The following is a 25,889-nucleotide window of genomic DNA, read 5'->3' on the forward strand; positions in this document are numbered from 1 at the left end:
AAAAAACCGACGTTTTCACGTCGGTTTTTTAATAGATAGAGAACCTTACGGCCCTCCCTATCGATTGAAAAATTATAGATATTCGCATGTGAAATTCGAAAATTGGGCAGCAGCGTCTTTGCCGCATGCGTACAAACCGATGATGACACCCGTAAATCCTCCCGCTACTTCAGATGAAAGGTATTTCGTCTGTGCGGTGCCAAGCTGTATTTCCTGGCCGTCCGCTCGCAGAAGGAACCGGTAGTGCGTAGGGCTGGCCTGGATCACCAGGGAGGCGCGGCTGCTATTTTTCAAATCGACAGCCTTCTCGATGGACTTGATATCCCCAACATTCAGGCGCTCAATGACTTCATATCTGCTTCCGCCTTGACGTATCGCCAAATCGTAATGATGGTTCTCGTCCATATAGAGCGTAATGCCGGCTTCGCCTTGAGTGAGGCTTACGTCGCAGGAAATCACCGCTTCAAAATCCTTTTGGCGAATTCCGATGAAAGTGGGAGAATCCGCTTGATCGAGCGTTATCTCGGTGCCTCTCAGCTCCAGCACGCCATGCTCATACGAATAGTTTCCAAGATCCGGATGGCGCAGATAACACCAGTCTTTGCCCCATTCCATATTTCCAAAAGTATAGCGCTTCTTCTCCTGCTGCACGACTTCATCCGGAATGCGGTCGGTTTCAAAGGACGACAATGTCGTGCCATGATGTCCTGCCGTGAACCAGCCGTCCTCCCCGAACGTAACTGGTGTCAAAAATACCTCGCGCCCCAGATGATGATAAGGAATCCACTGTCCCATCTGCCGGAATCCGAGGTGAAGCAGCCACCAGTTTCCTTTCTCGTCTTGAACGAGATCGCCGTGGCCTACCGCCTGCACTTCATAGCCGCCCATATTCCGGTTGGTTAACACAGGGTTATGGGAATACGGTTCAAACGGTCCGGAAGGAGAATCCCCCCGCGCGTAGGTCACCATATGGCCAAACTCGGTGCCCCCTTCTGCGGCTACTAAATAATAGCGTCCGTCGATTTTGTATAAATGCGGGGCTTCGAGATAGCGTCCTCCCGTCCCCTGCCAGATGGAGCGGCTTGGAGTCAGCTTCCGTCCGGTTTCGATGTCGATTACACACTGCACGATGCCGCCGATACCATCATCGTCCACACCGTTGCTCATAAAATAAACTTTGCCGTCTTCAAAATACAAATCCGGATCGATCCCGCCCTGATCCACACCGATCGGGTCCGACCATTCTCCGTAGATGTCGTCCGTCCATACATAGAAGTTTTGGCGCGTCGTATCGTTGGTCGTGGTCATGTAGAACCGTCCGCCGTTATACCGCAGGGTAGGAGCAAATACACCGCCCGAGCTGTTGACCTTGTCCAGCTGAATTTGGCTCTTGCGCGTCAGACAATGGCCGATCTGGGTCCAGTTGATCAAATCCTTGCTTTCAAAAAGAGGGACGCCGGGAAAATACTGCATCGAACTGCAAACGAGATAATAAGTATCGTTCACCTTGCAAACGCTGGGATCGGGATAAAACCCTTTGATGACCGGGTTATCATATTTCATGGGTTCACCTCTGTAGGAGATCTGCATAGATGGTTTGAATTTTACCTTACCGCGAAGAACAAAAATACCCGAAAAATCAGCAGAAAAATCATGTCAAATTAAAACTTTATGAGATTACGGGATGCGCCGGTCTTGGCCTTTCCATTGCCCGGAACATTGTGGAGCTGCACGGAGGAACTTTGACGCTCCAGCATAGGAATCGATTGTTTACCTTTCATCTGACACTGCCTTTAAGGGATAACACAGATGAATAGGTCCATTAGGTATATAAAAAAACTTAAGCCTGTAGGGACGCAGGAGTCCCCGGCTTAAGTTTTTTCTTTTCCAGACTAACCGGCTAACCGGCAATGCCGCCGCATGAAACACGCATTACAGGATGATTATTTACGTACAACCGTATAACCTTTATCCTCCAGCAGTTTAATCACGCCATGTTCACCCAGATAGTGGGCTGCGCCGACGACGATGAAGTACTCCGCTTTCTTGTCGCTTTTCAGGTATCCGTCGATTTTATCGGCCATGCCGATGTTGCGATCGATCAGCATCGCTTTGTTATACTCCGCGTCTCCTGCCATGCTGTTCGTCAGCTCCAGCAGCGCCTTTTCGTCCCCTTTTTTCCACATGTCCGCCATTTGGTCAACGCCGTCGTCCAGGACGTCGAAATTGTCCAGTGCTGCATTGAGGTTCTTCTCCTGCAGCTCTTTGGAGAACTGATCGAACATGCTCAGCTGGGACTCGTAGGATTCCAGTTCCACGATCGGAATTTTGCGCTCCAGCGCCTTTTGAATGAAGTACAGGTCAATGCCTTCCGTTGCCTCGTATCCGGCCATGACCGATTTCAGGCTGCTGATGGTTGTCTCCACGACCCATGGTTTGAAGGCATCCAGTGCATCCCGTTTCATTCCGTTTTGCTCCAGAATGTCCCCCACTTTTGCATAGGTATCCTTGGACACATGGTCCTTTAGCGTCGTGCCGTCCTGGTACATGCCCAGCTTCATGATCATGTTCTGCTGCTCTTCGTCGGCTGCCTTGCTGAGGTCAATCTCAACGCCCAAATAATCGGCTTCGGCAAAGGCCTGCTCGAATTCCGGGCGAAGCGGGTAGAAGCTGTCGTCCGCAATATGCATGGACCCTACCAGGTACACCGTGTTCCCGTTATTTTGCACTTCCCACATGAAGCCGCGGCCGGCTTCCTTCGTTGCTTTCGAGAGCAGGAATACCGTGCGGGTTGCCGGATCCCAATAGACCGTGTAACCGGCGGCTTCACCAATGGTCCGGACCGGCACGTAAGTCACGCCGTCAACCTGTTTCGTCTTGCTGCTCACAGTGATCTTCTGATCACCCTGAGCGGCATGAATGGTTCCGTTCTCTACATCGGTCAGCTTTACGTTTAGCGCTTCGAGCGTCGTACGCAGCGGAACCAGCGTAGTGCCCTGATCGACAATAGGCGCACTCGTGGCAAAATCGATGGTCTTGTTATTGACCTTGAGTTCCGGCGCAAGCGGAGCAGCCATGGCCGGAGCCGCCGTAGCGAGCATTCCTGCAGAAATCATAAGAGATAAGAGCGTTCGTTTCCAACTTTTCATTCAGAAATTCCCCTTATTGTAGTTTATAGACTGGGCTGTTACTGCTCTGCCGTCTTCCGCGGCATCTTGATCAGCGCCAGCAGCGTACAGCCCATTCCCGCCCCAGTCAGCAGGCCGTCCGCAAAGTCGTTTAATGCCACACCCGTATGCTTCAGGGTCAGCGGACCGACGATCAGCAGCATGCCTGCCGCAATGACGTATGGAAAAGCCTTTTTACTCATGCCGATTCTCTCCTTATCAAGTTAGAATCCGTGCCTAAATCTTGTAAGCTTTCATGGCCTTGCGCAGCTCTTTGATGGATGGGCGCTTGCCGTACATCAGGACGCCGGTGCGGTAGATTTTCGCGGACAGCCATCCAAAAAACAGAATGGACACCAGCAGCAAAACGAGCGATATGAGGATCTGCCAGGTCGGCACCGTTCCCATCCCGATCCGGACGAGCATCGCGGTAGGAGCGGTGAACGGAATGAAGCTCGTCACCTTGATCAGCATGCTGCCCGATGCAGTAATGCTGAACAGTCCGATGTAGAACGAGGCCAGACCCAGCATCGTAATCGGCATTACGGCTTGGCCGAGATCCTCGGTACGGCTGACAATCGATCCGATGGCCGCGTACAGCACCGCATACAGGAAGTAACCCAGTATATAGAACACCAGTCCGTAGAGCAGCACCGGCAGGTTAATATCCGAGATGCTCAGGCTGTATCCTTGCAGAATGTCCTGGTTATGCGGCAGCATCAGGTTCGCCCCGACCACGACGCCAAACACTGCAATTTGCACGATCCCGACCAGGAAAATACCGATCACTTTCCCGAACATCTGGGCCAGCGGCGAAACGCTGGTGATAAGGATTTCCATGATCCGCGAGCTTTTCTCCGACGTTACTTCGGCTGCGATCATATTGCCTGTCATCATATTGGAGGTAAAGAACAGAATCAGCAGCACATAAACGACCACATAGTTCATGGCTTTCTGCATGTCTTCGCGATGGGTGTCTCCCCCCGCCTCCGTCTTACCCTCCGCGTTAATCCGCACCGTATCGAGCTTGACCGGTTCGTTCAGAGCGGCGATCTGCTCCGCGGACAGCGCATCCTTGGCGATTACGGTCGTCTTGACCGTCTGCAGCGCGGGCATCAGAAAGCTGCTGATTCCCTGCCCCATGCCGTCTTCACCGCCGGTGAAGGTGACAGCAGGAAATGCCCCTTCCCCGCCGTCAAAAGAGAGGTACCCCTCGATCTTCCCGTCCTCCAGGTCCTTTTTCGCCTGATCCGGAGCGGTCCCTTCGTATTTGACGAACGTATAGTCCTTATTGCCGGACTGCGCGGCATACTTCTCCAGTTCCGCGGCAATGACCGGCTGCGAACCGTAGAGAATTCCGATCTGCTCGGCCTTGGATGCGTCGTCACCCTTGATCAGCTTAATGATATACGGCACGTTCATGCCGATCGTAATGAGCAGTGCAAGAATCAGAGTAGTAATCAGAAAAGATTTCGTTCTGGCTTTATTTTTAAACGTAAAGCCGATAATCGTCCCAAGCTTATTCATGCGAATCACCCACCTCTTGAATAAAGATTTGGTTCAGCGTCGGCTCCTTGATTTCAAAGCGCTCCACCGTGGTTTCCTGCATCGCTTTCTGCAGAATGGCCTGTGCCGTTTCCGGCGCAGCGATCCGGATGTGGTATCCCCGATCGATGCGTTCCACTGCCGTCACTCCCGGGATCGCATCCAGGCCGCTGACATCGCCTATCGTATGAAGCAGCACTTCCTCACGCGGATAACGGCTCTTGATATCCCGGATATTTCCCTGAACGACCGTATTGGATTTGTGCAAAATCGTAATGCGCTGGCACAGCTCTTCGACATGCTCCATCCGGTGCGTGGAAAATAGAATGCTGGTTCCCTCGTCCCGCAGTTCCTTAACAGTTGCCTTCAGCAGTTCAACGTTGACCGGGTCCAGTCCGCTGAACGCCTCATCCAAAATGACGATTTGCGGCTTGTGCACGATGGCGGCGATAAAGCCCATTTTCTGCTGATTGCCCTTGGACAGCTCCTCGATCCGCTTATCGTAATACTCCGGAACGTCAAAGCGTTCCAGCCAGTAGCGCAGGCTCTTATCCGCGTCTTGCTGCGACATGCCCCGAAGACGGGCCAGATAGACGATCTGCTCGCTGACCTTGATTTTCGGATACAGTCCCCTTTCTTCCGGCAGGTATCCCATGATTTGCTGAAGCCCCGCATGATAGGGCTTGCCGTTATACAGAATCTCTCCCCCGTCCGGATAAATCAGGCCAAGCACCATACGCATCGTCGTCGTTTTGCCGGCACCGTTCGCCCCAAGCAGCCCGTAAATTTCTCCTCTCCCGACCTCCAGCGAGATTAGGTTGACTGCGGTTTTGTCTCCGTATTGTTTGACCACGTTAACTAGTTTTAATGGTTCCATGTGTCTGCTCCTCCCCCTCCTGCACGCCGGCAGGCTTATATCCTTGCACCCACAACGTTAAAATCTCGTCCAGCTCCAAAGCCCGTGTCTTCAGCACGTTGATACCTGAATCGTACAGGATCTGTTCCAGCTCACGGCAGGACGTCGTCACCACACGCGTAACGCCATGGGATTCCTGCTGCGTCTGCACCATGTTCGGCAGTTCTTCCAGATCGGCCTCGGGGCACCCTGCCCACACTTCCTTCCAGTTATCCAGCAGACTGTCCTTCTCCGCCATCCCCATCCACTTGCCGTGGTGAATCAGCATGACGTAGTCCGCCAGCCTTTTCACCTCATCAATGATGTGCGTGGACAGTACAATCGTCGTATCTTCGGTCTGCAGGCATTCCCTTAGCACCTCGATCATCATTTTCCAGGCAAAAGGGTCCAGACCCGAAGATGGTTCATCCAGCAGCAGCAGTTTCGGATGCGGCGCAAGGGCCGCGGCGATTTCGTATTTGCGGCGCTCCCCCTTGGACATTTTGCGCAGCCTCGTCGCTTTCGGTACCTGGAACAGATCGCACAGCTTTTCAAAATAAGGCTGATCCCATTCCGGATACCAGTACGCCCGAAAAGCAGCGGCTTCCTCGGCGGTTAGGTTATCCTCCTCCAGGTTGGATTTTTCCGCCACATACCCGATCGATCTGCGCACTTCCATAGGAATGCCTTTACTGTAAGCGTGGCCGAACCAGGAAATGCGCCCCGAATCCGGAAACACGGTCTGCAGCAGCATGTGGATCAGTGTGCTCTTGCCGGAGCCGTTCTCGCCAATCAGCCCGTACACATAGCCTTTCGGCAGGGTCAGGTCGATCGGTCCGATCGTTTTATGCCGTCTCTGCTTGGTCACGCCTTCCATTCGAATGATGGGCTGTTCCATTTATAACTCACCTTCTCCCTTCTCCGGATGGTACTTTCTTTTCAGTATCGATAAAAACAGCTCCCTCAGCTCATCTTCCTCGCATTTGACGGACATCCCGACATCCACCGCATGGCTGAGCGCCTCTTCTACCGCCTCCCGCCGGAATACTTCACGCTGTGAAGTACCAACCTTGGCGACAAATGTGCCGGTTCCCTGCTTCGTGCGCAGAAGTCCTTCGCTCTCCAGATCCTGATACACTCTTCGAACCGTAATTACGCTGCAGTTCAGCCCGTTGGCAAACTCTCTAATTGACGGCAAAAGGGTTCCCTCCTCGATCTGTCCGCTGATGATCAGCGATCTTAATTGGGATTCGATTTGATGATAGAGCGGTTCAGCGCTGTTCTCATTCACTTGTATAGGTATCCACACCTTTCGCACCTCACCTTGCTATACTCGTCAATCCTCTTATTGGTTTCAAAGCTTACACCAGATCTCTAGATTCCAGCTTGCGGAGCGTTCCGATTGAGCACAGCACGAGGCTGATGACTCCGGCCAGCAGCATCCCCCACATCGCCGGCGATAGCAGGCTCCATTGTTTGGATACCTCCACCGTGTACACCAGCAGGTTCCCTCCCGCCGCATAAACGACTGCCGCTGCCACTACGGAGCCAACGAGGAAAATGAGGGTCGATAGCAGATAAGCTTTGCCATGATTGGAAAACTCAAAATAGATATAGGGTCCAGTCATCATAAGCCCGTAACCGATCCATGTCAGCGCAAAAGCCAGGTAATGGTCAAACCGCATATGATCCAGCAAGGTCCCCTGCACGATATACATAATCACGAAGAAAATGATGCCGTTCGCGGCAAAGGCTAACACCGATTGCATCACCCGGTATACCAGGACCACGCCGTTAGAGATCGGTAGCACCCGGAAGAACGCCAGCATTCGCGTATAGGAATCTTCCGTTAAATACTTGAAGGATCTTCGGGAAAAGTAAAACCCCAGCATCGGAACTAACATCAGCAGGATGAAATCAGCTACCGGACCAAGAGATCGTGCCTCTTCGCGCCCCAGCATCATGACCCCTGTAGTTCCTCCCATGTAGGCAGCAAATATGATCGACCACAGGAGGTACCTTTTCTCGCTGCGCAGATCCTTTCGTACCATCATCCAAGCGTCTTTTATGGTGTTCAACAACAATCGCCCTCGCTTTTTCCGTAATCCATAAGGGTGTATATACAGCACAGGTTCACTGTGCTTATTCACCACTCAGTGTGTATACTGTGTATATGTTTATACACAGTATACAGTGTGCTTACCGGAGATGCAACGGCGAAATGAAAATATTAACAAAAAAACAGCACCCATTGTCGGGTGCCGCTTGAAGCCGTGCATATTGAGTTAGGAAACGATTGGAATTCCCAAGTATGGCTGAACCGAAAGATCGGCGGCAACGGAACTCGGAAAGCGTGCAAAGAAATCCAGCATGACGTTCGCCATATCCAAATCCTCCGGCGGAACGCTGATTTCGTAACGGGTAAACATCGCATCCTGGGGTTCATGGCGCTCAAACGCAGCGCCGACCGTCTTATAAGCCGTGCTGCCCGGTGGTAAAACATACGTAACGACATGGTTCCGAACGTAAGCATGATGCAGGAACTTCATCGTCTTCCCGGGAAAGCCCTTTTCTTCGGCCCAATTCTTTAATGCCGTGAAATAGGAACCGATTAACGCAATGTTGCAGCCCTGACAGGGGCCGCCGTCCAAGTACACGGCCCTGCGGTCCGGGTGCTGCGGGTCAGCAAGCTCAAGGCCCACCGATCCGTTGGCTCCGGTATCGGCCCGGACGACTTCCCAGTGTTTCGGGGCGAGGAGCAGATGCCCCCATGTTCCGGAAGAATCGCTTAACCAGAACGCTCCCAGATCCGACAGAATCTTCTCCGGGATGACGGTGTCGATCTTCACCTGCAGCGGGCTTGCCGGCTGCATCATGGGTGTGTCTCCGACATGATATTTCCCTTCGATGCAGTACAGCGGGATTTGATCATCCTGCGGCTTTCGAGCGCCATGTCTCAGCTTCATCACGCCGCATTGAACGCGGCTTGGTTTGAAGCCAGCTTCCTGCTGCTGGCCGGTGGTTCCTCCGCCGGGACTGCCGGTCCCTTGACCCCCTGCCGGATCCCTGTCTGTTCCGCCGGCCTGGGCTGTATGGTCACCGTCGGTCACAGCCGGTATGTATTTCGGGATGAGCGAAGTGGTAAACATGACAATGAAGCCGCAAAAGAGCAGCATGATGAAGACCCACACCATTTTTTTACTATGTATAAAATTCCTTCTTCGCCTCATGTCATCCCCATACCTTCTCTTAGCTTCGTTCATTGAACCTTATATATGAATAACGTTTGAAGAAGCACAAAAGTTTCCGCTAGATTGAATGAAACTAAAGAAATAATTGTTATAGGGCCGTATGGGACCGTTATAACAAGAAGTTCAATGCATAACTCTGGTTCAATCTATATATCTCGTCTTTCTAAAACTTTTTAACCATTTTAACAGTACCTGACGCCAGTATCCTAAACAATGCAATACAGAACTTCGGAACTGGCATCCGGCAAAGAAAACTTGGCGTTATTTCACCCTATTAAACAAACACGAAAAACCTTGGCTTTCCAGCAGAATCAGCGGCTTTTCATAAAAAAAGCCCAGCGGATTAATCCGCCGGACTTTCTTATTACCCGATCCACTCGGGTTATGCTCCCAAAATAACATCCCATACCGGCTTCGTATGCCCGCCAGGATACAGGACGTACAGCAGCACGTAAACCACAACACCGGTGATGGCTGTGACAAACCAAATACTTGCCGTAACCCGGCCCCATTTCCGGTGCTTCGCAAACTTTTCCCGAAATGCCAGAACCAGCGTTGTAATCCCGAATACCGCGGCAACCGTCGCCAGAACGATATGGAAGATCAGGAAGATCTGATAGTAGATCTTCATTTCGTCCGAGCCGCCCCATGAGGTGTTGCCGACAAAGGCCGTTCTGGACACGTAAATAATGAAAAACAGCAGCGCTGCAATAGCGCCCCAGATCATCACTTTTTTATGGGCGTCCCGTTTGCCTTGAACGATCAAGGCCCATCCGATGGCCACCAGAATCGCACTGATGACGATGAATGAAGTGCTGATCGTAGGGAACAGCGTATACAAATCCATGAAAATCCTCCTTAACGCTTAGACCAACTCATGCCCGGTTCAAAGAACCGTCAGAAAGATCGGTTGGAATGATATCGTCGTCATCCTCTTTATTTTCGCTCTTGTACCAGCGGAAGAATACCCTCGCCAGCATCGAAGCGAATATAAATTCCTGAATGAACTTCATGACGATGCCGCCCAGTTGTTGGTCGACCTTGGTGCTCAGCCCATAGAAAAAGCTTGGTCCGCCAAAAGTCTGCAGCAGAGCCGACGTATCGCCCGATACGCAGTATCCCATCGCTTTGGCCCACGTATTAGGATCGCTGTAGGTCGCATACATCGGTTGCGTTGAGAAAATGATCAGGCCGCAAGCAGGCGTCAGCAGCACCATGTTCAGAAAAATAAACCCGATCTTCGCAAGGCCCGATGCCTGGTGTTTCTCCGGCAGCGGATTAATGAGCGTCCACCACATAAGCGCGGCAGCGATGAACAAAACAATATAGTACAGCCGGTGCACCGCAAAATGCAGCATGACATAGTCGTGGATCGCAGGGATATGGTAGAACGAAAACAATCCGTTAAATACGACAGCTGCGACCACCGGCTTGGTCAGAAAACCTAGCTTTTTGAACGGGTTGATCCGGTCAAAAGCACGCCACAGCCAGGTCGGAATCCCCAGCATAATAAGCGGCGTAGCCACCAGGTAAGACAACGCCATCGATGTCATGTGGAACGTAAACATAATGTGGCCCAGCAGACTCACCGGCCCGCCCTGAGCGAGATACAGGAAGAACATACCGCTGACGAACATGATCTTTTTGCCAATCGATACGGGCTCGGCATCCGCGAACTTCTCACTGAGCGGGCCGATAACAACAAAATACGCGGCCGTTACCAGCAGCATAAACGCCAGAAACAACGGACTGAACAAGGCGGCAAAGCTAAAATATTCTAACCCCAGCATATGAAAACCTCCTCCCGCCGGGCGGAATTTCTGTCGATATTGTGACACCTTGATGCCATTTAAAAAAAGAGGGGGCATCCGGCCCGCCTCTTTTTATTTTACCACCAAACCCAATACAATGCTGTGACGATCGCAGTAAATGCGACAAAGGCGCCACCGCACATGAAGATAATCGGCATCAAATGTCCTTTATCCTTCAAGTGCATCCAGTATCCCAACTGAACCAGTGCCTGCAGCACCGCCATCACGACGAGAAGTATAACCGTGAAGGCGACGTTCACCCCGCCAGCCATAACCGAAGCAAAAGCGATGGCGGTCAGGATAATGGAGAAAATAAATACGATGACATGCTTTTGCGGTCCTTCATGACGATGACCGTGTTTTACCGTATCATCTTGATGCTGTTCAACCGTAGTCATAATCTTAGCCCACCTTTCCAAGCAGGTAAACGACCGAGAAGATGAAGACCCATACGACGTCGATAAAGTGCCAGTACATGGCCGACACGTAAACCTTCGGAGCCGTTACGACCGTTAACCCCTTTTTGTACAGCTGGCCGATCAGAATACCGATCCAGCATACACCGAATGCAACGTGAGCTCCGTGGAAACCGACCAGCGTGTAGAACGCCGAACTGAAGGCACTTGTCGTCATGCCGAATTTCTCGGCGGTGACATACTCGTGGAACTCGTAAATCTCGAGGCCAAGGAAGCCAAGGCCCAGAATAACCGTAATGATCAACCACAATCTGAGTGCAGCTACTTTGTGACGGTGCAACGCCTGTACGGCGAATACACTCGTCAAACTGCTGACAAGCAGGATCAACGTGGCTGCAGCCGTCGTTGGCAGCGAGAAAAGCTCATGGGCTGTCGGGCCGTCATTGGTCTGGTTGCGAAGCGCCAGGAACGTGGCGAACAGGGTACCGAAGAGCACGGACTCTCCGCCAAGGAAGAGCCAGAAGCCAAGCACTTTGTTGCGGCCTTCCAGGGTTGCTTTCTCCGGTTCATGCGGCAATGAGCCGTTTACCGATTCTGCGTGTGCCGATGTCATGCTTTAACCCCCTCTTCTTCCAGTTCTTCCGGTTCGATATGCCAGCCATGATCGTCAAACAGCGAACGAAGCAGCATCGATCCGAACGTAATGACAAGTCCGATGATGACGACGATCCAGTTGTTGAAGATCATGCTCATAAAGGAATTGTTGAATTTCTCACTGCTGAACATCAGTCCGAGACCGGCGATGAAAATACCGACGGACATTACAAAAGGCAAAATCGTTGGCGAAGGCATATGGATGGATCCCAGCGGTTCTGCAGGAGTCATCTCTTTGTTGCCTGCCATTTTTTCTTTCCAGTAAGCGTCAAGTCCGCGTACCAGCGGAATTTGTTTAAAGTTGTACTCAGGTGGCGGCGATGGAATCGCCCATTCGAGCGTACGTCCGTCTTCCCAAGGATCGTTGGCCACGCCTTTTGGCTTGGCGGCTGTTATAAAGCAGTTGAACAAGAACAGCAGAACGCCGACAGCCATCAGGAACGCCCCAACTGTACTTACCAAGTTCAGTGTATCGAAGTCCTGGTTAGGCAGATACGTAAAGATACGGCGCTGCATCCCCATGAGTCCGAGGAAATGCTGTACGAAGAATGTCAAATGGAAGCCGATTGCAAAGAACCAGAACGTCCATTTACCAATCGTTTCGTTGAGTACGCGGCCAAACATTTTAGGCCACCAGTAGTGCAGACCCGCAAAGAGACCGAATACCAGACCACCTACAATGACGTAGTGGAAGTGGGCAACGACGAAGTAAGTATCATGGAACTGGTAGTCCGCAGGAGCGGATGCCAGCATGACCCCGGTAACACCACCCATGACGAATGTAGGAACGAAACCAATCGCAAACAGGTTTGCGCTCGTAAAGCGGATCTGTCCGCCCCACATCGTAAAGAGCCAGTTGAAAATCTTGATCCCCGTAGGAACGGCAATCAGCATTGTCGCGATCGAGAACAGCGCGTTCGCAATCGGTCCGAGACCGGTTGTGAACATGTGGTGAGCCCAAACCATGAAGCCCAGGAAGGCGATCAGGATGGTCGCGAACACCATCGAGCTGTAACCGAAAAGACGTTTGCGTGCAAAAGTCGGAATAACTTCAGAAATAACCCCGAAAGCAGGCAAAATGAGAATATATACTTCAGGGTGACCAAAGATCCAGAAAATATGCTGCCAAAGAACGGGGTTACCGCCATTGGATACTTCAAAGAAATTCGCTCCCAAAATACGGTCAAATGAGAGCAGTACCAGACCTACCGTAATGGCAGGGAAAGCAAACAGGATCATCGCGGAAGTAATGAAAGATGTCCATGTGAACATCGGCATCCGCATAAAAGACATTCCCGGAGCGCGCATCGTAATGATCGTCGCCAGGAAGTTGATACCGCCGATCAGTGTACCGAGACCGGCGATCTGGAGACCGACCGTATAGAAGTCGACACCGTGCGTTGTACTGTAAGTTGAAGTCGACAACGGCGTATAGGCCGTCCAGCCGGCGTCAGGCGCGCCGCCCATAATCCAGCTCAGGTTCAGCAGGATTCCGCCGAACAGGAACGTCCAGAAGCCAAGTGCGTTGACGAATGGGAAAGCGACGTCACGGGCGCCGATTTGCAGCGGAATTACCGCATTCATCAATGCAAAGATCACTGGCATGACACCAAGGAAGATCATGGTCGTTCCGTGCATCGTGATCAATTCGTTAAAGGTTTGCGCTGATACTAAATCATTCATAGGCTTAATCAATTGCAGACGGATCAGCAAGGCTTCCACGCCGCCGAATCCGAAGAACAAGCCGCCTGCAAGCAAATACAGGATGGCTATCTTCTTGTGGTCCACGGTGGTGAGCCAGTCCATCAAGCCCGTATGACGCTTGACACTGTGAGCATGAGCCAAGGTTGGTACCCCCTCTTATTCAATCTTGCTGTTACTAGTAATTCAATTTATAGTTGGCCAAGTAATCGGCAATACCATCGATTTGTTCGTCAGTCAGACCGAGATCCTTCGGATTAGGCATCTTGTTGCCTGGTTTAACGGCTTGTGGATCCATGAGCCATTCTTTCAGGTTCTCTTTGACTGGTTTCCCGCCATCTTGGCCTTCGTTCAGCAAGATACCTGCAACCGATTCACGGGAACCGATGCCGGTAAGGTTAGGGCCTACAGGTCCACCTTGGTCGCCAACAGCATGGCAGGACAAGCATTGTTTCTTGAAGGCTTCTGCCAAAGCCGGATCTTCAGGAAGCACAGCCGGTGCCTTCATGGCAGTTACCCAGTTATTGAAGGAATCGCCGTTAACCGCTTTAACCTTGAATTCCATGAAACCGTGGGAAGGTCCGCAGAGCTCCGCACATTTACCACGGTAAACGCCTTCTTTATCGGCGCTGAAGCTGAATCTGTTAATGGTACCATCCGGGTTGGTATCCATCTTACCCGAGAGCGAAGGAACCCAGAACGAGTGGAGTACATCCGCCGTTTTCAGCTCAAACGCAATCTTCTTCCCAGTCGGAATGACCAGGGTTTGGGCCGTTTTCACACCGTACTGCGGATACTCGAACTCCCACCAGTACTGGTGCGACGTAACCTTAACCTGTACGGCGTCCTTATCATTGTAATGATCGTCACCGAAAGCAAAGATCTGCTGTACGGTAGGAACAGCCAAAATAATAACCAGAACGAGCGGAATCACTGTCCAGATGATTTCCAGCTTGAAGTTGCCTTCAACTTGTTCAGGCACACCGTTCTGCCCTTTTCTTCTGCGGAACTTCACAAGCACGTATGCCGCAATCGCGAAAACGATTACGAGTACCACAATCATGATTGAGATTGCGAGCTTCATCAATCCCAGCTGTTCTTGAGCCACCGGTCCCTGTGGTCTCAGAACCGACAAGTCCTCGCGGCCGCACCCGGCTAAAAGCAGAGAAAATACTGCGAGCAAGGGAAGAAGTCGCTTTACAGCCTGCCACCGTTTCATCATTGATCTACCCCACTTTTTCCATTTTCGCAGGCTCCGCTGAAAGCACATTCAACGGCCATCCACCTGCACTATCACGAATGATTTGCTACTGTCAATTAAAACAATCACCTATTAAATATAAGTTTCCAGTACTATTTTGTCAATGTTTCCAACCTAGTTCACAAATTGTTCGAAAAGTGCCGAAAGTCGCGCCACAAAAGCTTTTGCAATCGTTTTCAGCGGGTTTACATCCCGCTTGCCAGCCCCTTTACGTGCAACCCGGTCCATCCTCCTTCGTATACCCAAGTTTCAACGATTACATTCATTTTTACCTGTTCTGGAATTTTTGAATCGTCAAATTCAAACAAAAAAGAACCTGCGGACAGGTTCTTTTTGTCGATCGAAATATGACAAATTGTGGCGAATCCTTCCGGGTCACTGCTGCGTTAATATCAACGGGCCTTCCCGGGTGACGGCAACCGTATGCTCAAACTGCACACCCCTGCTTCCGTCCGCCGTTTGCACGCTCCAGCCGTCATCATTCCAGAGCACCGCCCCCGAAGGCCCGAGGGTAAAAATCGGCTCGATGGTGATGACCAGTCCTTCAACAAGCTTCAGCCCCTCGTGACGATTCCCAAACGCCGGCACGTCCGGCGGCTCATGCAGCGACCGGCCGATGCCGTGGCCTACCAATGGCTTGACGATGCCGTATCGGCTCCGTCTGGCCACCTTCTCCAACGCATAGCCGATATCTCCGATCGTGTTGCCCGCGACGGCCTGCGCGATGCCTTTATACAGCGCCTTTTCGGTGCGCTTCAACAAACGCTCCAGCGGTTTGCTGACCCTGCCGACGGGATAACTCCATCCGGAGTCGGCCAGCCAGCCGTCTTTGTTGACGACGATGTCGATGGTGACCACGTCCCCTTCCGCCAAGGGAACCTCGTCGGGAAAGCCGTGGCATACGGTATCGTTCACCGAAGCACATGTGGCGTAAGGATATCCTTTAAACCCCTTCTGTTCAGGAACGGCTCCCTGCCTGGCCAAATATTCCTCAACCCAGTCGTTGATCTGCATTGTCGTTATGCCCGGCGTGATTTTGTCCGCAACTCCCCGATGACAGGACGAAAGGATGCGTCCTGCTTCCTGCATGTATCCGATCTCTTCCCTGCTCTTCAGCGTAATCTCCAAGCGCCGCACGTCCTTTCCGATGCTAAAGAATGATGAATCAGACCGTGGTTTAGTATATGCCCGGAGCCATGCAGGCAGGTACAGGAAATACAAAAAACCGTATCCCGCGCAGGTTCCGCGGAATACGGTCATGTTATCAGGCTGTTCTTCAGCTTCATCGTAATCGTGTCCAAATCTTCAACTGCAATTCAATAAGCGATACGCTCGTTACGGCCAGCTTTGTCAGGAAACAGACGAATTCATCCGCCCTAACTCATGTTCCACAACCGAGGTTAATTCCTCTTCGTATCCCCCCATAATATGATATTTCCGGACGTACTCCTTAACAAACTTCTTCGGATCCTTGGGCCGGAAAATTCGTGTCATCTCGCGCAGACTTTCTTTAACTTCATTGTGACCTTTCGTTGCCATGATAGTTCCCTCCCAAAACACTTGAATGGATTGCTCCAGTTTGAGAATGCCGAAAAGACCTTACCTGACATCTGTGAAGTCGTCATTTGCAGTTATAGGTTTGGGCTGAACGCTCCCGGCTGCCGCTAAAGGTATCTGACACTAAGAATACCCTAAGAGGATGTTATTGAATCACTCCCTTCATTGTATCATATTCTAATGCCGAAAACAGCTTTCCAAAAAAATGTAAGGAATTACTTTTTTTCGAGTGCAGTCCTGCCGGATCAAAGTACTTTCCAGACTGCCCGTTTATTTGGATATCGGCATTTCGGGTTAAGTTAATGATACCGGTCAACCATCGCCCGTACCGGAGAACGATCCAGAAGAGAGGAGCCGGTCCCAATGAATCGTCCCGTTCTGCTGTTATCCTCCCCGCCGCTTCACACGCCTGCCTTCCCCACCTCCTCGCCGGAGCAGGAAGTCGTCAGGCCTGAACCGCTTGAAGAGGCACACGCCCAGATCTTGAGGCGTTATCCGAAAATGCGCAGCTTTCTCGTCGTCAGACACGGCAGGCTTATTTATGAACGGTACTATAATGAAGCAGGACCCGGCACCCTGCATGATCTCCGCTCGGCGACAAAGAGCATCACGTCCACCCTCGCAGGGATTGCAGTGAGCAGACGAGAGCTTCCCGGCCTGGACGAACCGCTGATGCCTTATCTGCGGGACTATGCGCGGAAAACGACCGACCCGCTCTTAGAGGAGGTGCTGACGCTTCGGCGCCTGCTTACAATGTCGACGGGGTTCCGCTGGCAGACGGGCAAAACGCTCGGCGAACCGTTGATCCACCGATTTCACCGTAGCCGTGCCTGGACATCGTTCGCCCTCTCGCTGCCGGTAGATGCGCACATGGCCAGCGTCTTCCAATACAGAAGCATCGATTCGCACCTGATCTCGGTGCTGATCTCGGAATGCTGCGGCACGGATGCATACAGCTACGCCCGCCAGCATCTGTTCGGACCGCTCGGGATCGAGTATGCCGCCTGGTCTTCCAGCCCCGAAGGCCATACGATGGGTCATATCGGCTTGTATCTGACCGCCCGTGACATGGCCAAGTTCGGTCTGTGCTGCCTGAATAAAGGCCTGTGGCAGAACCGCCCGGTCATTCCCGAAGCATGGCTCGAACAGGCGCTGACCCGGCAGCTCGACGGTTACCCCGCCTTTGGCGACTACGGATATCAGTGGTGGACAGGCCGGATGTGCGGTCAGCCGTTCAGCTGTGCCCATGGTCACGGCGGGCAGCAAATTTACCTTTTTCCAGAGCTGGATGCGGTAGTGGTGTTCACTGCGGACAGCAAGGTCAGCCGCTGGAGAAACCCGCGGTCCCTCCTTCAGCAGCATATTCTCGGCAGCATGGAATGATTAGGCCCGGCGGGATAATCCGCTCCCGGTCCGGGTAACTTAAATGAGAATCAGTTCGTTGAAGGATTTCCTATGGAACGAAGGAGGACTTGTCATGACTAATGAAGATAAACGCATGCTGCCGATTTCCCACGATAAAGTTGAGGTCGACGGCGTATATACCAACGAAGCGGGCAGAGAGGAAGTGCTTCACCGGGGCGACGAGTTCCCGGCTGACCTGATTTTAGGCTCGACGGAGTGGAAGCTGAGCGAATTTACATTCGATAACCATCATGAGGGCCGTACGGACCCGCGCCTGGTTCCCAAAGAAAACGACACCAACAAACGCGAGAAAATCGTCGGCCCGCGGCGCCAGTTCGGCCAAGGCGGCCACGGAGGCCAGGCATGAGAGCAGCTCCACTCGCTTAATGCTCTCTTTTATAAATGGACAGAGTGGATTACTAAGGGCATCCTGCTACCTGAACCCCAGGCGGCCGGGTGCCTTTTTCACTGCTCATAACTTGTCTCCGGGGTTCATATGATAGAAGACAATCCTGCCGTATAGAAGGAGTGGTCTATCTTGTCCCCTTTCAAATCATCCACCGGTCTGCCGGAAAATATGGCCGCCACGCTCTGCTACCTGTTCGCTTTTGTCGGAGGCATCGTCTTCCTTGCCGTTGAGAAGCGCAGCCGCTTCGTCCTCTTTCATGCCTTACAGTCCGTTCTGACTTTTGGCGCGATTATGATCGCCCACATTCTGTCCGGCCTGATCCCGCTGATCGGCCCGGTTATTGCCGCCCTGCTGTCCATCCTGACGCTTGTCGTGTGGGTGGTCATGCTGTTTACGTCCCTGCAGGGAAAATGGCTGAAGCTCCCCTGGATCGGCGACATCGCGGAAAAGCAGCTGCGGCACCTGTAATATGCCCCATCACTAAGCTAGCCCTATCAATATGCCCCATCTAATGCAGCATAGATACTGCCCGACTAAACCGTTCCCTTTTCGGTCCGGACTTCTTACAATAAGAATGAAGGGTTTACGTTGGCGTTGGGGGAAAAAGTAATGTACTTATTTATCATTAATCCAAAGTCCGGCAACGGCAGGAGCCTCCGTACCTGGAAACGGGTGCGCGAGGCTCTCGATTTGAAAAAGACTGCATACGCAACGCTGTTGACTGCTAGTGCGGAGGAAGTTGATGCGATGGTGACGGAAACGCTGGATCAGCACGACAGCTGGAACGCTATCGTCGTCATCGGCGGCGACGGCACGATCCACAGCCTCCTGCCGTTATTGAAGCGGACCGGCATCCCGCTCGGGGTAATTCCTGCCGGTTCAGGCAACGACACCGCCCGGGGGTTTGGCATTCCCCGCGATCCGCTCGCCGCGCTGGAGCTCATTCTTACCGGCAGCGCCCGAGCGGCCGATCTCATCTCGGTCGCGGGCGTGCCCGTCATGACGGCGGTGGCCGCCGGCTTCGATGCGCAGGTGAGCGAGAACGTGAACGGCAGCCGATACAAAAAGATTTGCAACGCCGTCGGTGCCGGGCGCCTCGCTTACGTCATCGGCGTTCTGCATACGCTGGTCACGTTCAAGCCGGGTCCCGTAAGCGTGACCTGCGGCGGCCAGACGGTCAGCTATCCGTCAGCCTGGCTGACCGCGGTCAGCAATGTGCCCAGCTACGGCGGCGGACTGCTCATCAATCCGCAGGCGAAGGTGGATGACGGCATGCTGGACGTCTGCGTAGTGCACGATTGCTCCCGGCTGCAGCTGCTGTTCCTGTTCCCGACGGTCCTGAAGGGAGCGCATGTGAAGCTGCCGATCGTGACCCTCTTTCGCGGAGACACGGTCGGCATCAGGTTTGACCGCCCGCGCCTGGCGCAGGGCGACGGCGAAGACGTGTCCGCCCTCCCGATGGATTTCCGGGCGGATCCTGGCGCCATCCGGGTATTTTCGGCGCTTTCTGATATCTAAAAGAAAACCGTCTATCGACGCACAATCAAAAGGCCCGCCCCGTGTTCTTACGGGGCGGGCCTTTGAACTTCTATTTTATTTAGAGGAATTAGGCGGCGTGCTCATTCCGGGCGGCTTCTCCCTTTTCCGCTGAGGAGACCCCGCCTTTAAAACCGTTGAACATCAAATTCAGAACAATCGCCGTCACGCTGCCGGCCACGATGCCGTTATCCACAAGGATGCGGAGATCTTCCGGGATGGCCTTGAACAAATCCGGCACGACGCTGACACCCAGCCCCATACCGACGGAGCAGGCGATAACGAACAGATTTTCAAAGCGGTTCAGGTCAACCTGTCCGCCAAGCATACGGATGCCGGAGGAAACGACCATCCCGAACAGGGCGACCATCGCCCCGCCGAGCACGGATGTCGGCACCAGTTGGGTCAGCGCCGCAATTTTCGGCACAAATCCGATCACGATCAGCAGGCCGCCGGCCACGACGATGACATCGCGCGTCTTGACGCGGCTCATTTGAACCAGACCGACGTTTTGCGAGTACGTGGTGTAGGGGAAGGAATTGAAAATCCCGCCGAGCACGATCGCCAAGCCTTCGGCGCGGTACCCGCGGGCCAGGTCTTTGGAGGAAATGTCTTTATCGACAATTTTGCCAAGCGCCATAAAGACGCCCGTGGACTCCGCCACGCTGACGATCGCCACCAGAATCATGGTCAGGATCGAGGAGGCATGGAACGTCGGCTTTCCAAAGTTAAACGGCTTGACCGCATGGAACCAGCCGGCTTCCTTCAGCGGCCCCAAATCCACATGGCCGAAAATCGCCGCGGCGACCGTTCCGGCGATCAGGCCGATCAGCACCGAGATGGAACGCAGAAATCCGGTAGCAAAACGGTTCATTAAAATGATAAAGATCAATACGCCGAAGCCGAGGCATAAATTCAGCGGACTGCCAAAATCCTCGGCACCCTGGCCACCGCCCAAATCGTTCAGCGCGACCGGGATGAGCGTCACCCCGATAATCGTGACGACCGAGCCGGTGACCACCGGCGGGAACAGCTTGATCAGCTTGCCGAATATCCCTGAGAACAGAACAACGAAAATCCCCGACGCGATGATCGCGCCGTAAATGGCCGAGACCCCGTCCTTGAGACCGATGGCGATCATCGGTGATACCGCCTGAAACGCACAGCCCAGCATAACCGGCAGCCCGATGCCGAAGAAACGGTTGCCCCATACCTGAAGCAGTGTAGCCACGCCGCAGGCCAGCAGGTCGATCGAGATCAGGTAGGTTAACTGTTCGGTCGTAAAGTCCAGGGCCCCTCCTACAATTAGGGGTACGAGGACTGCACCGGCATACATCGCAAGCACATGCTGAATCCCGAGCGAAAAGGTTTTAAGCGGATGGCGTTTGCCTGAAAATTGAGTCGTGTCAGCCTGATGATTCTGTTCCATGCCGGTTTCATTCCTCCCGTGTATTGTTTATAAATGAGCTAGTCTTGATCTGCAAAAGTCACTTTGCCGTCGTCCAATGCCGCTACACGGACCAGCGACTCGACGCGGTAGCCGGCTTCCTTCAGGAGCCGCCCGCCAGGCTGGAACGCCTTCTCGATCACGATGCCGATTCCGGCAACGGTCGCGCCCGCCTGCTCCACGATCCGGGCCAGTCCAAAGGCCGCTTCGCCGTTCGCCAGAAAGTCGTCGATGATCAGCACCCGGTCCCCCGGCTGGATGAACTTTTTGGCCACCGTAATTTCGTTCGTTTCCTGCTTGGTGAAGGAGTATACTTTTTCCACGAAAATATCGTCACGAAGCGTCAATGACTTCTGCTTTCTTGCAAAGATCATCGGCACTTCCAGCTCCAAGGCGGTCATAATTCCGGGGGCAATCCCGGACGATTCGATCGTAAGCACCCGGTTCACGGCCTCCCCGGCAAACCGGCGCGTAAACTCGCGGCCGACTTCCTTCATCAGAACAGGATCCATCTGATGGTTCAGGAACGAATCCACCTTCAGCACCTGATTGCTGAGTACGATCCCTTCATCCAGTACTTTCTGCTTAAGTAATTGCAACTTGCTTCCCCCTTTGATGACGTTCCATTCCTCTGTAAAAATACAAAAAAAGCCCATCTCTTCCCCCTGCCTTGATCGGCGGAAACAGACGGACTCAGGACAAACTCAAACATTCCGGACAAGCGCCCGAAACATATCGTTCATCCCGTAGTCCGATCATTCCGGTGATCGGGTAGAGACATGCAGGCCGATTCCTGCACATATACGAGAAACCTATATTCATGTATAGACTGATGAAATGACAATGCATGAAGTATAACGCATAATGGGCTGAAAAATAAAGAGGTATTTGATGGACAATTTGAAAACATTTCAGAAACAAATACCAGTTTCAATGTTACAATGCCCTATAGAAAATCTGCTAGAATAGAAGCATGACACTCAGGAGGTTTGGTGAAATGAAAGGATTTATTCATGAGTTTAAAGAATTTGCAGTGCGCGGCAACGTGATCGATCTGGCCGTCGGGGTCATCATAGGGGGAGCGTTCGGGAAAATCGTCTCCTCGATTGTGAGCGACATTATTATGCCGCCGATCGGGGTGCTTCTTGGCGGTGTGAACTTCTCCGATCTCATTATCCGCCTGAACGACAGCAAGGTCACCACACTAGCGGAAGCAAAAAAAGTCGGGGCTCCAGTCATTGCTTACGGACAGTTTCTGAACACGGTGATCGATTTTCTGATTATCTCGTTCTGTATTTTTCTGCTCGTTAAGGGCATCAACTGGATCAAAAACCGGGAGCATGAAAAGCCCGAGCCGGAGAAAACGACCAAAGAGTGCCCGTACTGCCTGTCGGAAATTCCTGCAGCAGCTACACGCTGTGCGCACTGCACCTCTGTACTGGATACCGATCCCGAGCCGCAGCAGGCTTGAGGGGGCTCATTCAAGCAGAGAGACTGAACCGAGCGGACTTGATGGAGAGCTTGCTCTCCTGATGGTTTGCAGGTGTTATCCTTTTCCATAAAAAAGACCGCCAGCCCCTTTCGGAATTCACTTCCGGAATCAGAGGCCGAGCGGTCCTTTTGGCATCAGCGTGCTGATGACGTTTTTCAAATCGCGGTCTTCCGTGTACTTCTCTTTTCCGGTGTCCAGCTCCGTGATCCGAATCGACGTATACCCCGCGCCCGGATCGAGCGGAACAAATTGCAGCTGCTCCCATTCGGATGCCCTCACGTTATATTTCATGTCCTTAAACATCTGAATAAGCTGGTCTTCGGTGGGGTGTCCGTCCTCTCCCGTCCAGATCAAGCCTCGCAGCTGCTTGTTCCCTTCCGGATATTTGACCTCAAACCGTACGATGCATTCCATCAATGCTTCCTCCCTTCTCTGTTCATGATCAAAACGCTATACTTAAAAGCTTATTTTCAGCAGCCTTCTCCAGTCTTGCTACTTTTCCGGTAATCCTCCATAATTCAAAAATATGAATGGAGGTTTTCGCCACATGAAGAAAGAGTTCTTCGACATTTATAACGACGACCACGAATGGATCGGCACCGCTCCGCGCGAAGAGGTTCATGCCAAGGGTTATCTCCACCATACGTTCCACTGCTGGATCGTGCGCGATACGCCGGATGGACGCAAGGTTCTATTCCAGAAGCGCCAGACGTCCAAAGACACCTTCCCGGGTTATTACGATATTACCGCAGCCGGACATCTGGCGGCTGGAGAAACCGTTGCCGATGCAGTCCGGGAGCTCGAGGAAGAACTCGGCGTGACCGTCAGCCTGGACCAGCTGATCCCGCTCGGAACCGCCGATTATGAGAATCGGGGGACAGCCGGGGGAAAGGCTTTTATCGACAGGGAGAGATGCTTCATCTTCGGCGCCAAGCTGGATCTGCCGTTAGCCGCCTACCGGCTTCAGGCCGAGGAACTGACTGGTCTCTACGAAGTCGGCCTGGACGATGCCCTCAAACTGGCGAATGGCGAGATCGGGGAGATGCAGGCAACCGGCATCCTTTCGGAACCGCGGCCTGCTTCCGACGCCGAAACCTTTGCCTGTACAGTGAGCTTACAGCAATTTGTACCGCATAACAGTGATTATTATCACACGGTTTTTATGAAGCTGCGCGAACTGTAACGGGATTAGCACATCCCCAAACCCCGAAACCTCGTTGCGGCCGCTCCGTCGCAGAAAATCGTTCATGCCATGAACCATCTAACGCCGGACTTCACTAGACAAAACGGGCCCCGTCTCAACGGTACCCGTTTTCGTGTTTTATACTTCCTCCGAATCCTCAGTACCGTCAAAATCCCCGATGACTTCCGAGTCAGCCTCGCGCGGATCGACTTCCACGTACTTGCGGTAGATCCGCTCGTAAGCCGGACCGTACCGCTCCGCCAGCTCGCCGCCCAGGTCCTGCTCCACCTCGTAGAGCACCATTTCCTGTGTAAAATGATGCAGCAGCAGCTCCACCATCACAGGATGCTCGGTGACCAGCGCCTGCGTCGCGCAATCCTCCCCGCGCATGCCCAGCATGCACCAGCGGCGGTCAATGACGAAGGAGAACTTGCGGCCTTTTAAGGCATGCCGGTCCCCTGCGTCCTGATTCCACGCCGGCCAGGGAAGCAGCCGCTCCATGCCCGTATCGCTGCCGATACAGGACCAGAGCAGCTTCACCCCCCGCTGCTCGGCCTGCTCCAGCTCGCTGCGCATCAAAGCCGCTTCCTCGCGCCAAACGTCGACGACGATTTCGTGCTCCGCCCGCTCAAGCTCTCGGGCCAGCGCCTCCATAACGTTCCGGTCCCCTTCCACGTTGTAGAAGGGCTGCTGATCCGGCTCCACCCGCGGCATCCGGTTCTCGATGAACGAAAGTGATTCCTTCATCTGCCCGGCGATCATCCGGGTGAGCTCCTCCGTCTTCAGCATGCTGTAGCGGACCGGATCCCCCTCGCTGCGGTGCAGATATCCCTGCTGGCATAACCGCTGCAGCGTAGAGTACACATTGGAACGGGACACGCCCAGCCCCTTGGCCACCTCATATCCGGAGGACGGGCCCTTGCCCGCCAGCTCCACCATTATTTTCGCTTCCATCTCCGTGAATCCCAGATTCCGCAGATGATGTAGCAGTTGTTCCATTACGTTTTGTCCTCCCAAAGCTGCCTAAAACCGCTGCCCGCCAAAAAAGCTTCTATTAAGCGTAATCGTGTTTGTTTCTCGTACAACTAAATCTGTTCCGCACCGCATCTCGGGCACCACTTCGAGCCCTTAGGCAGGTCTGCACGGCAAATCTGGCATTTGACCGTATCGCGCGGACCTTCTTCACGCGCCCCCGTATCGTCATCTCCGCTGTTTTCCTTCCAATAGCGGATGCGGCGGTCCAGCTCCAGCTGGCGTTCCCGCTCGCGTTCGAGCTCCTCGGCCTGGCGCCGCTCCCGCTCCGCTTCCGGATCATTTTCGTCGGTAAGGTCAAGATCATCCCACGCTTCCCTCATCGGAAACTCATAGTCATAATCCTGTTCCACCGCGGCTGCGGCTTCCTGCTGGCCGGAATATTCCCGCTCCTCCGGTTCTTCCCGGTAGGTTGGCTCATCTTGGGCCTTGCTCCCGAAAATCGCTTCTTCATCAAAAGCAAAACCGACCGGTTTGGCGGGCTCGCTCGGTTTCACCCCATCATCCGCCAGCTTTCTCCCGCAGGACGGACAGAAGTTGGCATCCAGCGTGGCGACGTATCCGCATTTGCACAGCCGCTCGTTTTTCAGCTCGGCAATCCGGGTACGCAGCTCATCGATTTCTTCCTGAAGCAGGTCGCAGGATTTGCACAGGTCGACCATTTCCTTCTCAGCCTTGCTCATATCGCCAATGCGGTAGCCTTCGTAGAACACTTTTCCCATCTCTCTGTAGTGAATGCCCATTTCCCGTTCGATGTCGGCAATCTGGCTGTTCAGCTTGCTGACCTCCAGCGTTCCCTGAGCTTTTTCCGTTGCGCGGTTAGCCCCTTCTTTGAGGCGCTGAATAATGTTCATGAGTTCTCTCCTCCAGTTTCCATGTCATCCCATTTATTCATTCCAAATGATCATTTACAATAGTAATCTGTGCCCTTGAGCCCATGTCATCTGCCCAGGCCGCTGCCCGGGCTGCCTATTACCAAGATACCATGCCGGAGCTTTCCTGTGAAATCCGGGCCTGCCGTCAAACGGCCTTGAATCTTGGAGCTTGGAATCGAGCGGCTGAGGCGCATCCTTTCCGGATGTGCATATATCATACCAAATTTACAGTGCACTTGTGAAAAAGGCAATC

28 protein-coding genes, 1 pseudogene and 1 riboswitch are annotated in these 25,889 nt (G+C 53.1%); of the genes and pseudogenes, 7 read left to right on the forward strand and 22 right to left on the reverse strand.

Annotated features, from left to right (window positions below):
* Positions 1 to 72: 72 nt before the first annotated feature.
* Positions 73 to 1,563, reverse strand: a complete 1,491-nt coding sequence (locus BCV73_RS25935; RefSeq protein WP_089549082.1) for a glycoside hydrolase family 43 protein — start codon at positions 1,561 to 1,563, stop codon at positions 73 to 75.
* A gap of 125 nt (positions 1,564 to 1,688) precedes the next feature.
* Here BCV73_RS25935 and BCV73_RS36150 point away from each other — a divergent pair.
* Positions 1,689 to 1,817: pseudogene (locus BCV73_RS36150) on the forward strand (ATP-binding protein); the annotation flags it as partial.
* Between the two features lie 126 nt (positions 1,818 to 1,943).
* Here BCV73_RS36150 and BCV73_RS25940 read toward each other — a convergent pair.
* The 16 genes from BCV73_RS25940 to BCV73_RS26015 form a co-directional block, all read right to left on the reverse strand.
* Entirely contained in the window at positions 1,944 to 3,149 is a 1,206-nt protein-coding gene (locus tag BCV73_RS25940; protein WP_089549083.1) for a TraB/GumN family protein, read from the reverse strand.
* A gap of 38 nt (positions 3,150 to 3,187) precedes the next feature.
* Positions 3,188 to 3,370: a hypothetical protein gene (locus BCV73_RS25945; RefSeq protein WP_089549084.1), complete on the reverse strand. Its 183-nt coding sequence runs from the start codon at positions 3,368 to 3,370 to the stop codon at positions 3,188 to 3,190.
* Between the two features lie 34 nt (positions 3,371 to 3,404).
* On the reverse strand, positions 3,405 to 4,694 hold the full coding sequence (locus tag BCV73_RS25950; RefSeq protein WP_089549085.1) for an ABC transporter permease: 1,290 nt from the start codon (positions 4,692 to 4,694) through the stop codon (positions 3,405 to 3,407).
* Positions 4,687 to 5,589, reverse strand: coding sequence for an ABC transporter ATP-binding protein (locus BCV73_RS25955; protein ID WP_089549086.1), 903 nt, complete (start codon positions 5,587 to 5,589; stop codon positions 4,687 to 4,689). The genes BCV73_RS25950 and BCV73_RS25955 overlap by 8 nt, the downstream gene beginning before the upstream one ends.
* Complete coding sequence (locus BCV73_RS25960) at positions 5,567 to 6,505, reverse strand: ABC transporter ATP-binding protein (protein ID WP_089549087.1); 939 nt, start codon at positions 6,503 to 6,505, stop codon at positions 5,567 to 5,569. The genes BCV73_RS25955 and BCV73_RS25960 overlap by 23 nt, the downstream gene beginning before the upstream one ends.
* A complete protein-coding gene (locus BCV73_RS25965) occupies positions 6,506 to 6,916 on the reverse strand; it encodes a GntR family transcriptional regulator (protein ID WP_076172883.1) in 411 nt (136 codons plus the stop codon).
* Between the two features lie 52 nt (positions 6,917 to 6,968).
* Positions 6,969 to 7,661, reverse strand: a complete 693-nt coding sequence (locus BCV73_RS25970; protein ID WP_143811901.1) for a hypothetical protein — start codon at positions 7,659 to 7,661, stop codon at positions 6,969 to 6,971.
* Positions 7,662 to 7,892: 231 nt separating this feature from the next.
* Complete coding sequence (locus BCV73_RS25975) at positions 7,893 to 8,801, reverse strand: DUF4850 domain-containing protein (RefSeq protein WP_218828194.1); 909 nt, start codon at positions 8,799 to 8,801, stop codon at positions 7,893 to 7,895.
* 439 nt (positions 8,802 to 9,240) lie between these two features.
* Entirely contained in the window at positions 9,241 to 9,705 is a 465-nt protein-coding gene (locus tag BCV73_RS25980; protein ID WP_089549090.1) for a DUF420 domain-containing protein, read from the reverse strand.
* A 28-nt stretch (positions 9,706 to 9,733) separates the two neighbouring features.
* Positions 9,734 to 10,648: a cytochrome c oxidase assembly factor CtaG gene (ctaG, locus tag BCV73_RS25985; RefSeq protein WP_076172879.1), complete on the reverse strand. Its 915-nt coding sequence runs from the start codon at positions 10,646 to 10,648 to the stop codon at positions 9,734 to 9,736.
* A 98-nt stretch (positions 10,649 to 10,746) separates the two neighbouring features.
* Entirely contained in the window at positions 10,747 to 11,067 is a 321-nt protein-coding gene (locus tag BCV73_RS25990) for a cytochrome C oxidase subunit IV family protein (RefSeq protein ID WP_076172878.1), read from the reverse strand.
* 4 nt (positions 11,068 to 11,071) lie between these two features.
* Complete coding sequence (locus BCV73_RS25995) at positions 11,072 to 11,698, reverse strand: cytochrome (ubi)quinol oxidase subunit III (protein ID WP_076172877.1); 627 nt, start codon at positions 11,696 to 11,698, stop codon at positions 11,072 to 11,074.
* Positions 11,695 to 13,545, reverse strand: a complete 1,851-nt coding sequence (gene ctaD / locus BCV73_RS26000) for a cytochrome c oxidase subunit I (RefSeq protein WP_076172975.1) — start codon at positions 13,543 to 13,545, stop codon at positions 11,695 to 11,697. The genes BCV73_RS25995 and ctaD overlap by 4 nt, the downstream gene beginning before the upstream one ends.
* A 73-nt stretch (positions 13,546 to 13,618) precedes the next feature.
* The gene (gene coxB, locus BCV73_RS26005) at positions 13,619 to 14,662 is read right to left on the reverse strand and encodes a cytochrome c oxidase subunit II (protein WP_089549091.1); all 1,044 of its coding nucleotides are present in this window, start codon (positions 14,660 to 14,662) and stop codon (positions 13,619 to 13,621) included.
* A gap of 414 nt (positions 14,663 to 15,076) precedes the next feature.
* The gene (gene map, locus BCV73_RS26010) at positions 15,077 to 15,829 is read right to left on the reverse strand and encodes a type I methionyl aminopeptidase (RefSeq protein WP_089550406.1); all 753 of its coding nucleotides are present in this window, start codon (positions 15,827 to 15,829) and stop codon (positions 15,077 to 15,079) included.
* A gap of 222 nt (positions 15,830 to 16,051) precedes the next feature.
* Positions 16,052 to 16,240: a hypothetical protein gene (locus BCV73_RS26015; RefSeq protein ID WP_036651115.1), complete on the reverse strand. Its 189-nt coding sequence runs from the start codon at positions 16,238 to 16,240 to the stop codon at positions 16,052 to 16,054.
* A gap of 381 nt (positions 16,241 to 16,621) precedes the next feature.
* Here BCV73_RS26015 and BCV73_RS26025 point away from each other — a divergent pair, with 381 nt between their 5' ends.
* The 4 genes from BCV73_RS26025 (at position 16,622) to BCV73_RS26040 (ending at position 19,589) form a co-directional block, all read left to right on the forward strand.
* Positions 16,622 to 17,641 carry a serine hydrolase domain-containing protein gene (locus tag BCV73_RS26025; RefSeq protein ID WP_089549092.1) on the forward strand — a complete coding sequence of 340 codons (1,020 nt, stop codon included), beginning with the start codon at positions 16,622 to 16,624 and terminating at the stop codon, positions 17,639 to 17,641.
* A gap of 94 nt (positions 17,642 to 17,735) precedes the next feature.
* Complete coding sequence (locus tag BCV73_RS26030; RefSeq protein ID WP_076172873.1) at positions 17,736 to 18,029, forward strand: transposase; 294 nt, start codon at positions 17,736 to 17,738, stop codon at positions 18,027 to 18,029.
* Positions 18,030 to 18,200: 171 nt separating this feature from the next.
* Positions 18,201 to 18,539 (forward strand): DUF4870 domain-containing protein, encoded by a 339-nt coding sequence (locus BCV73_RS26035; protein WP_076172872.1) that lies wholly within the window; start codon positions 18,201 to 18,203, stop codon positions 18,537 to 18,539.
* A gap of 141 nt (positions 18,540 to 18,680) precedes the next feature.
* A complete protein-coding gene (locus tag BCV73_RS26040) occupies positions 18,681 to 19,589 on the forward strand; it encodes a diacylglycerol/lipid kinase family protein (RefSeq protein WP_089549093.1) in 909 nt (302 codons plus the stop codon).
* 88 nt (positions 19,590 to 19,677) lie between these two features.
* Here the strand turns inward: BCV73_RS26040 and BCV73_RS26045 are convergent, their stop codons facing one another.
* Positions 19,678 to 21,036 (reverse strand): nucleobase:cation symporter-2 family protein, encoded by a 1,359-nt coding sequence (locus tag BCV73_RS26045; RefSeq protein WP_089549094.1) that lies wholly within the window; start codon positions 21,034 to 21,036, stop codon positions 19,678 to 19,680.
* 38 nt (positions 21,037 to 21,074) lie between these two features.
* A complete protein-coding gene (locus BCV73_RS26050) occupies positions 21,075 to 21,653 on the reverse strand; it encodes a xanthine phosphoribosyltransferase (RefSeq protein ID WP_076172869.1) in 579 nt (192 codons plus the stop codon).
* Between the two features lie 128 nt (positions 21,654 to 21,781).
* Positions 21,782 to 21,881, reverse strand: a riboswitch (purine riboswitch).
* Positions 21,882 to 22,051: 170 nt separating this feature from the next.
* On the opposite strand from BCV73_RS26050, the gene mscL reads away from it, so the two are divergent.
* Entirely contained in the window at positions 22,052 to 22,525 is a 474-nt protein-coding gene (mscL, locus tag BCV73_RS26055; RefSeq protein WP_089549095.1) for a large conductance mechanosensitive channel protein MscL, read from the forward strand.
* Between the two features lie 129 nt (positions 22,526 to 22,654).
* Here mscL and BCV73_RS26060 read toward each other — a convergent pair whose 3' ends face one another.
* Positions 22,655 to 22,960, reverse strand: coding sequence for a hypothetical protein (locus tag BCV73_RS26060; RefSeq protein WP_089549096.1), 306 nt, complete (start codon positions 22,958 to 22,960; stop codon positions 22,655 to 22,657).
* Positions 22,961 to 23,093: 133 nt separating this feature from the next.
* Here BCV73_RS26060 and BCV73_RS26065 point away from each other — a divergent pair, with 133 nt between their 5' ends.
* Positions 23,094 to 23,729, forward strand: a complete 636-nt coding sequence (locus BCV73_RS26065; RefSeq protein ID WP_089549097.1) for an NUDIX hydrolase — start codon at positions 23,094 to 23,096, stop codon at positions 23,727 to 23,729.
* Positions 23,730 to 23,867: 138 nt separating this feature from the next.
* Here BCV73_RS26065 and BCV73_RS26070 read toward each other — a convergent pair whose 3' ends face one another.
* Both BCV73_RS26070 and BCV73_RS26075 read right to left on the reverse strand, forming a co-directional pair.
* Positions 23,868 to 24,728 (reverse strand): TrmB family transcriptional regulator, encoded by an 861-nt coding sequence (locus BCV73_RS26070; RefSeq protein ID WP_089549098.1) that lies wholly within the window; start codon positions 24,726 to 24,728, stop codon positions 23,868 to 23,870.
* A gap of 86 nt (positions 24,729 to 24,814) precedes the next feature.
* Complete coding sequence (locus tag BCV73_RS26075) at positions 24,815 to 25,615, reverse strand: zinc ribbon domain-containing protein (protein ID WP_076172864.1); 801 nt, start codon at positions 25,613 to 25,615, stop codon at positions 24,815 to 24,817.
* Positions 25,616 to 25,889 lie beyond the last annotated feature (274 nt).

Origin of the sequence: Paenibacillus sp. SSG-1, from assembly GCF_002224835.1 — a bacterium.
GTDB lineage: Bacteria > Bacillota > Bacilli > Paenibacillales > Paenibacillaceae > Paenibacillus_AQ > Paenibacillus_AQ favisporus.

What these genes read in the sequence shown, in the direction of transcription:
- BCV73_RS26040 (WP_089549093.1), top strand. Translation starts at nt 18,681, where the DNA reads ATGTACTTATTTATCATTAATCCAAAGTCCGGCAACGGCAGGAGCCTC.
- BCV73_RS26015 (WP_036651115.1), bottom strand. Translation starts at nt 16,240, where the DNA reads ATGGCAACGAAAGGTCACAATGAAGTTAAAGAAAGTCTGCGCGAGATG.
- BCV73_RS25940 (WP_089549083.1), bottom strand. Translation starts at nt 3,149, where the DNA reads ATGAAAAGTTGGAAACGAACGCTCTTATCTCTTATGATTTCTGCAGGA.
- BCV73_RS26060 (WP_089549096.1), bottom strand. Translation starts at nt 22,960, where the DNA reads ATGGAATGCATCGTACGGTTTGAGGTCAAATATCCGGAAGGGAACAAG.
- ctaD (WP_076172975.1), bottom strand. Translation starts at nt 13,545, where the DNA reads ATGGACTGGCTCACCACCGTGGACCACAAGAAGATAGCCATCCTGTAT.
- BCV73_RS25950 (WP_089549085.1), bottom strand. Translation starts at nt 4,694, where the DNA reads ATGAATAAGCTTGGGACGATTATCGGCTTTACGTTTAAAAATAAAGCC.
- BCV73_RS25935 (WP_089549082.1), bottom strand. Translation starts at nt 1,563, where the DNA reads ATGAAATATGATAACCCGGTCATCAAAGGGTTTTATCCCGATCCCAGC.
- mscL (WP_089549095.1), top strand. Translation starts at nt 22,052, where the DNA reads ATGAAAGGATTTATTCATGAGTTTAAAGAATTTGCAGTGCGCGGCAAC.
- BCV73_RS25945 (WP_089549084.1), bottom strand. Translation starts at nt 3,370, where the DNA reads ATGAGTAAAAAGGCTTTTCCATACGTCATTGCGGCAGGCATGCTGCTG.
- BCV73_RS26045 (WP_089549094.1), bottom strand. Translation starts at nt 21,036, where the DNA reads ATGGAACAGAATCATCAGGCTGACACGACTCAATTTTCAGGCAAACGC.
- BCV73_RS25980 (WP_089549090.1), bottom strand. Translation starts at nt 9,705, where the DNA reads ATGGATTTGTATACGCTGTTCCCTACGATCAGCACTTCATTCATCGTC.
- BCV73_RS25970 (WP_143811901.1), bottom strand. Translation starts at nt 7,661, where the DNA reads ATGATGGTACGAAAGGATCTGCGCAGCGAGAAAAGGTACCTCCTGTGG.
- coxB (WP_089549091.1), bottom strand. Translation starts at nt 14,662, where the DNA reads ATGATGAAACGGTGGCAGGCTGTAAAGCGACTTCTTCCCTTGCTCGCA.
- BCV73_RS25955 (WP_089549086.1), bottom strand. Translation starts at nt 5,589, where the DNA reads ATGGAACCATTAAAACTAGTTAACGTGGTCAAACAATACGGAGACAAA.
- BCV73_RS26065 (WP_089549097.1), top strand. Translation starts at nt 23,094, where the DNA reads ATGAAGAAAGAGTTCTTCGACATTTATAACGACGACCACGAATGGATC.
- BCV73_RS26075 (WP_076172864.1), bottom strand. Translation starts at nt 25,615, where the DNA reads ATGAACATTATTCAGCGCCTCAAAGAAGGGGCTAACCGCGCAACGGAA.
- BCV73_RS26025 (WP_089549092.1), top strand. Translation starts at nt 16,622, where the DNA reads ATGAATCGTCCCGTTCTGCTGTTATCCTCCCCGCCGCTTCACACGCCT.
- ctaG (WP_076172879.1), bottom strand. Translation starts at nt 10,648, where the DNA reads ATGCTGGGGTTAGAATATTTTAGCTTTGCCGCCTTGTTCAGTCCGTTG.
- BCV73_RS25960 (WP_089549087.1), bottom strand. Translation starts at nt 6,505, where the DNA reads ATGGAACAGCCCATCATTCGAATGGAAGGCGTGACCAAGCAGAGACGG.
- BCV73_RS25990 (WP_076172878.1), bottom strand. Translation starts at nt 11,067, where the DNA reads ATGACTACGGTTGAACAGCATCAAGATGATACGGTAAAACACGGTCAT.
- BCV73_RS26030 (WP_076172873.1), top strand. Translation starts at nt 17,736, where the DNA reads ATGACTAATGAAGATAAACGCATGCTGCCGATTTCCCACGATAAAGTT.
- BCV73_RS26070 (WP_089549098.1), bottom strand. Translation starts at nt 24,728, where the DNA reads ATGGAACAACTGCTACATCATCTGCGGAATCTGGGATTCACGGAGATG.
- BCV73_RS25995 (WP_076172877.1), bottom strand. Translation starts at nt 11,698, where the DNA reads ATGACATCGGCACACGCAGAATCGGTAAACGGCTCATTGCCGCATGAA.
- BCV73_RS25975 (WP_218828194.1), bottom strand. Translation starts at nt 8,801, where the DNA reads ATGGTGTGGGTCTTCATCATGCTGCTCTTTTGCGGCTTCATTGTCATG.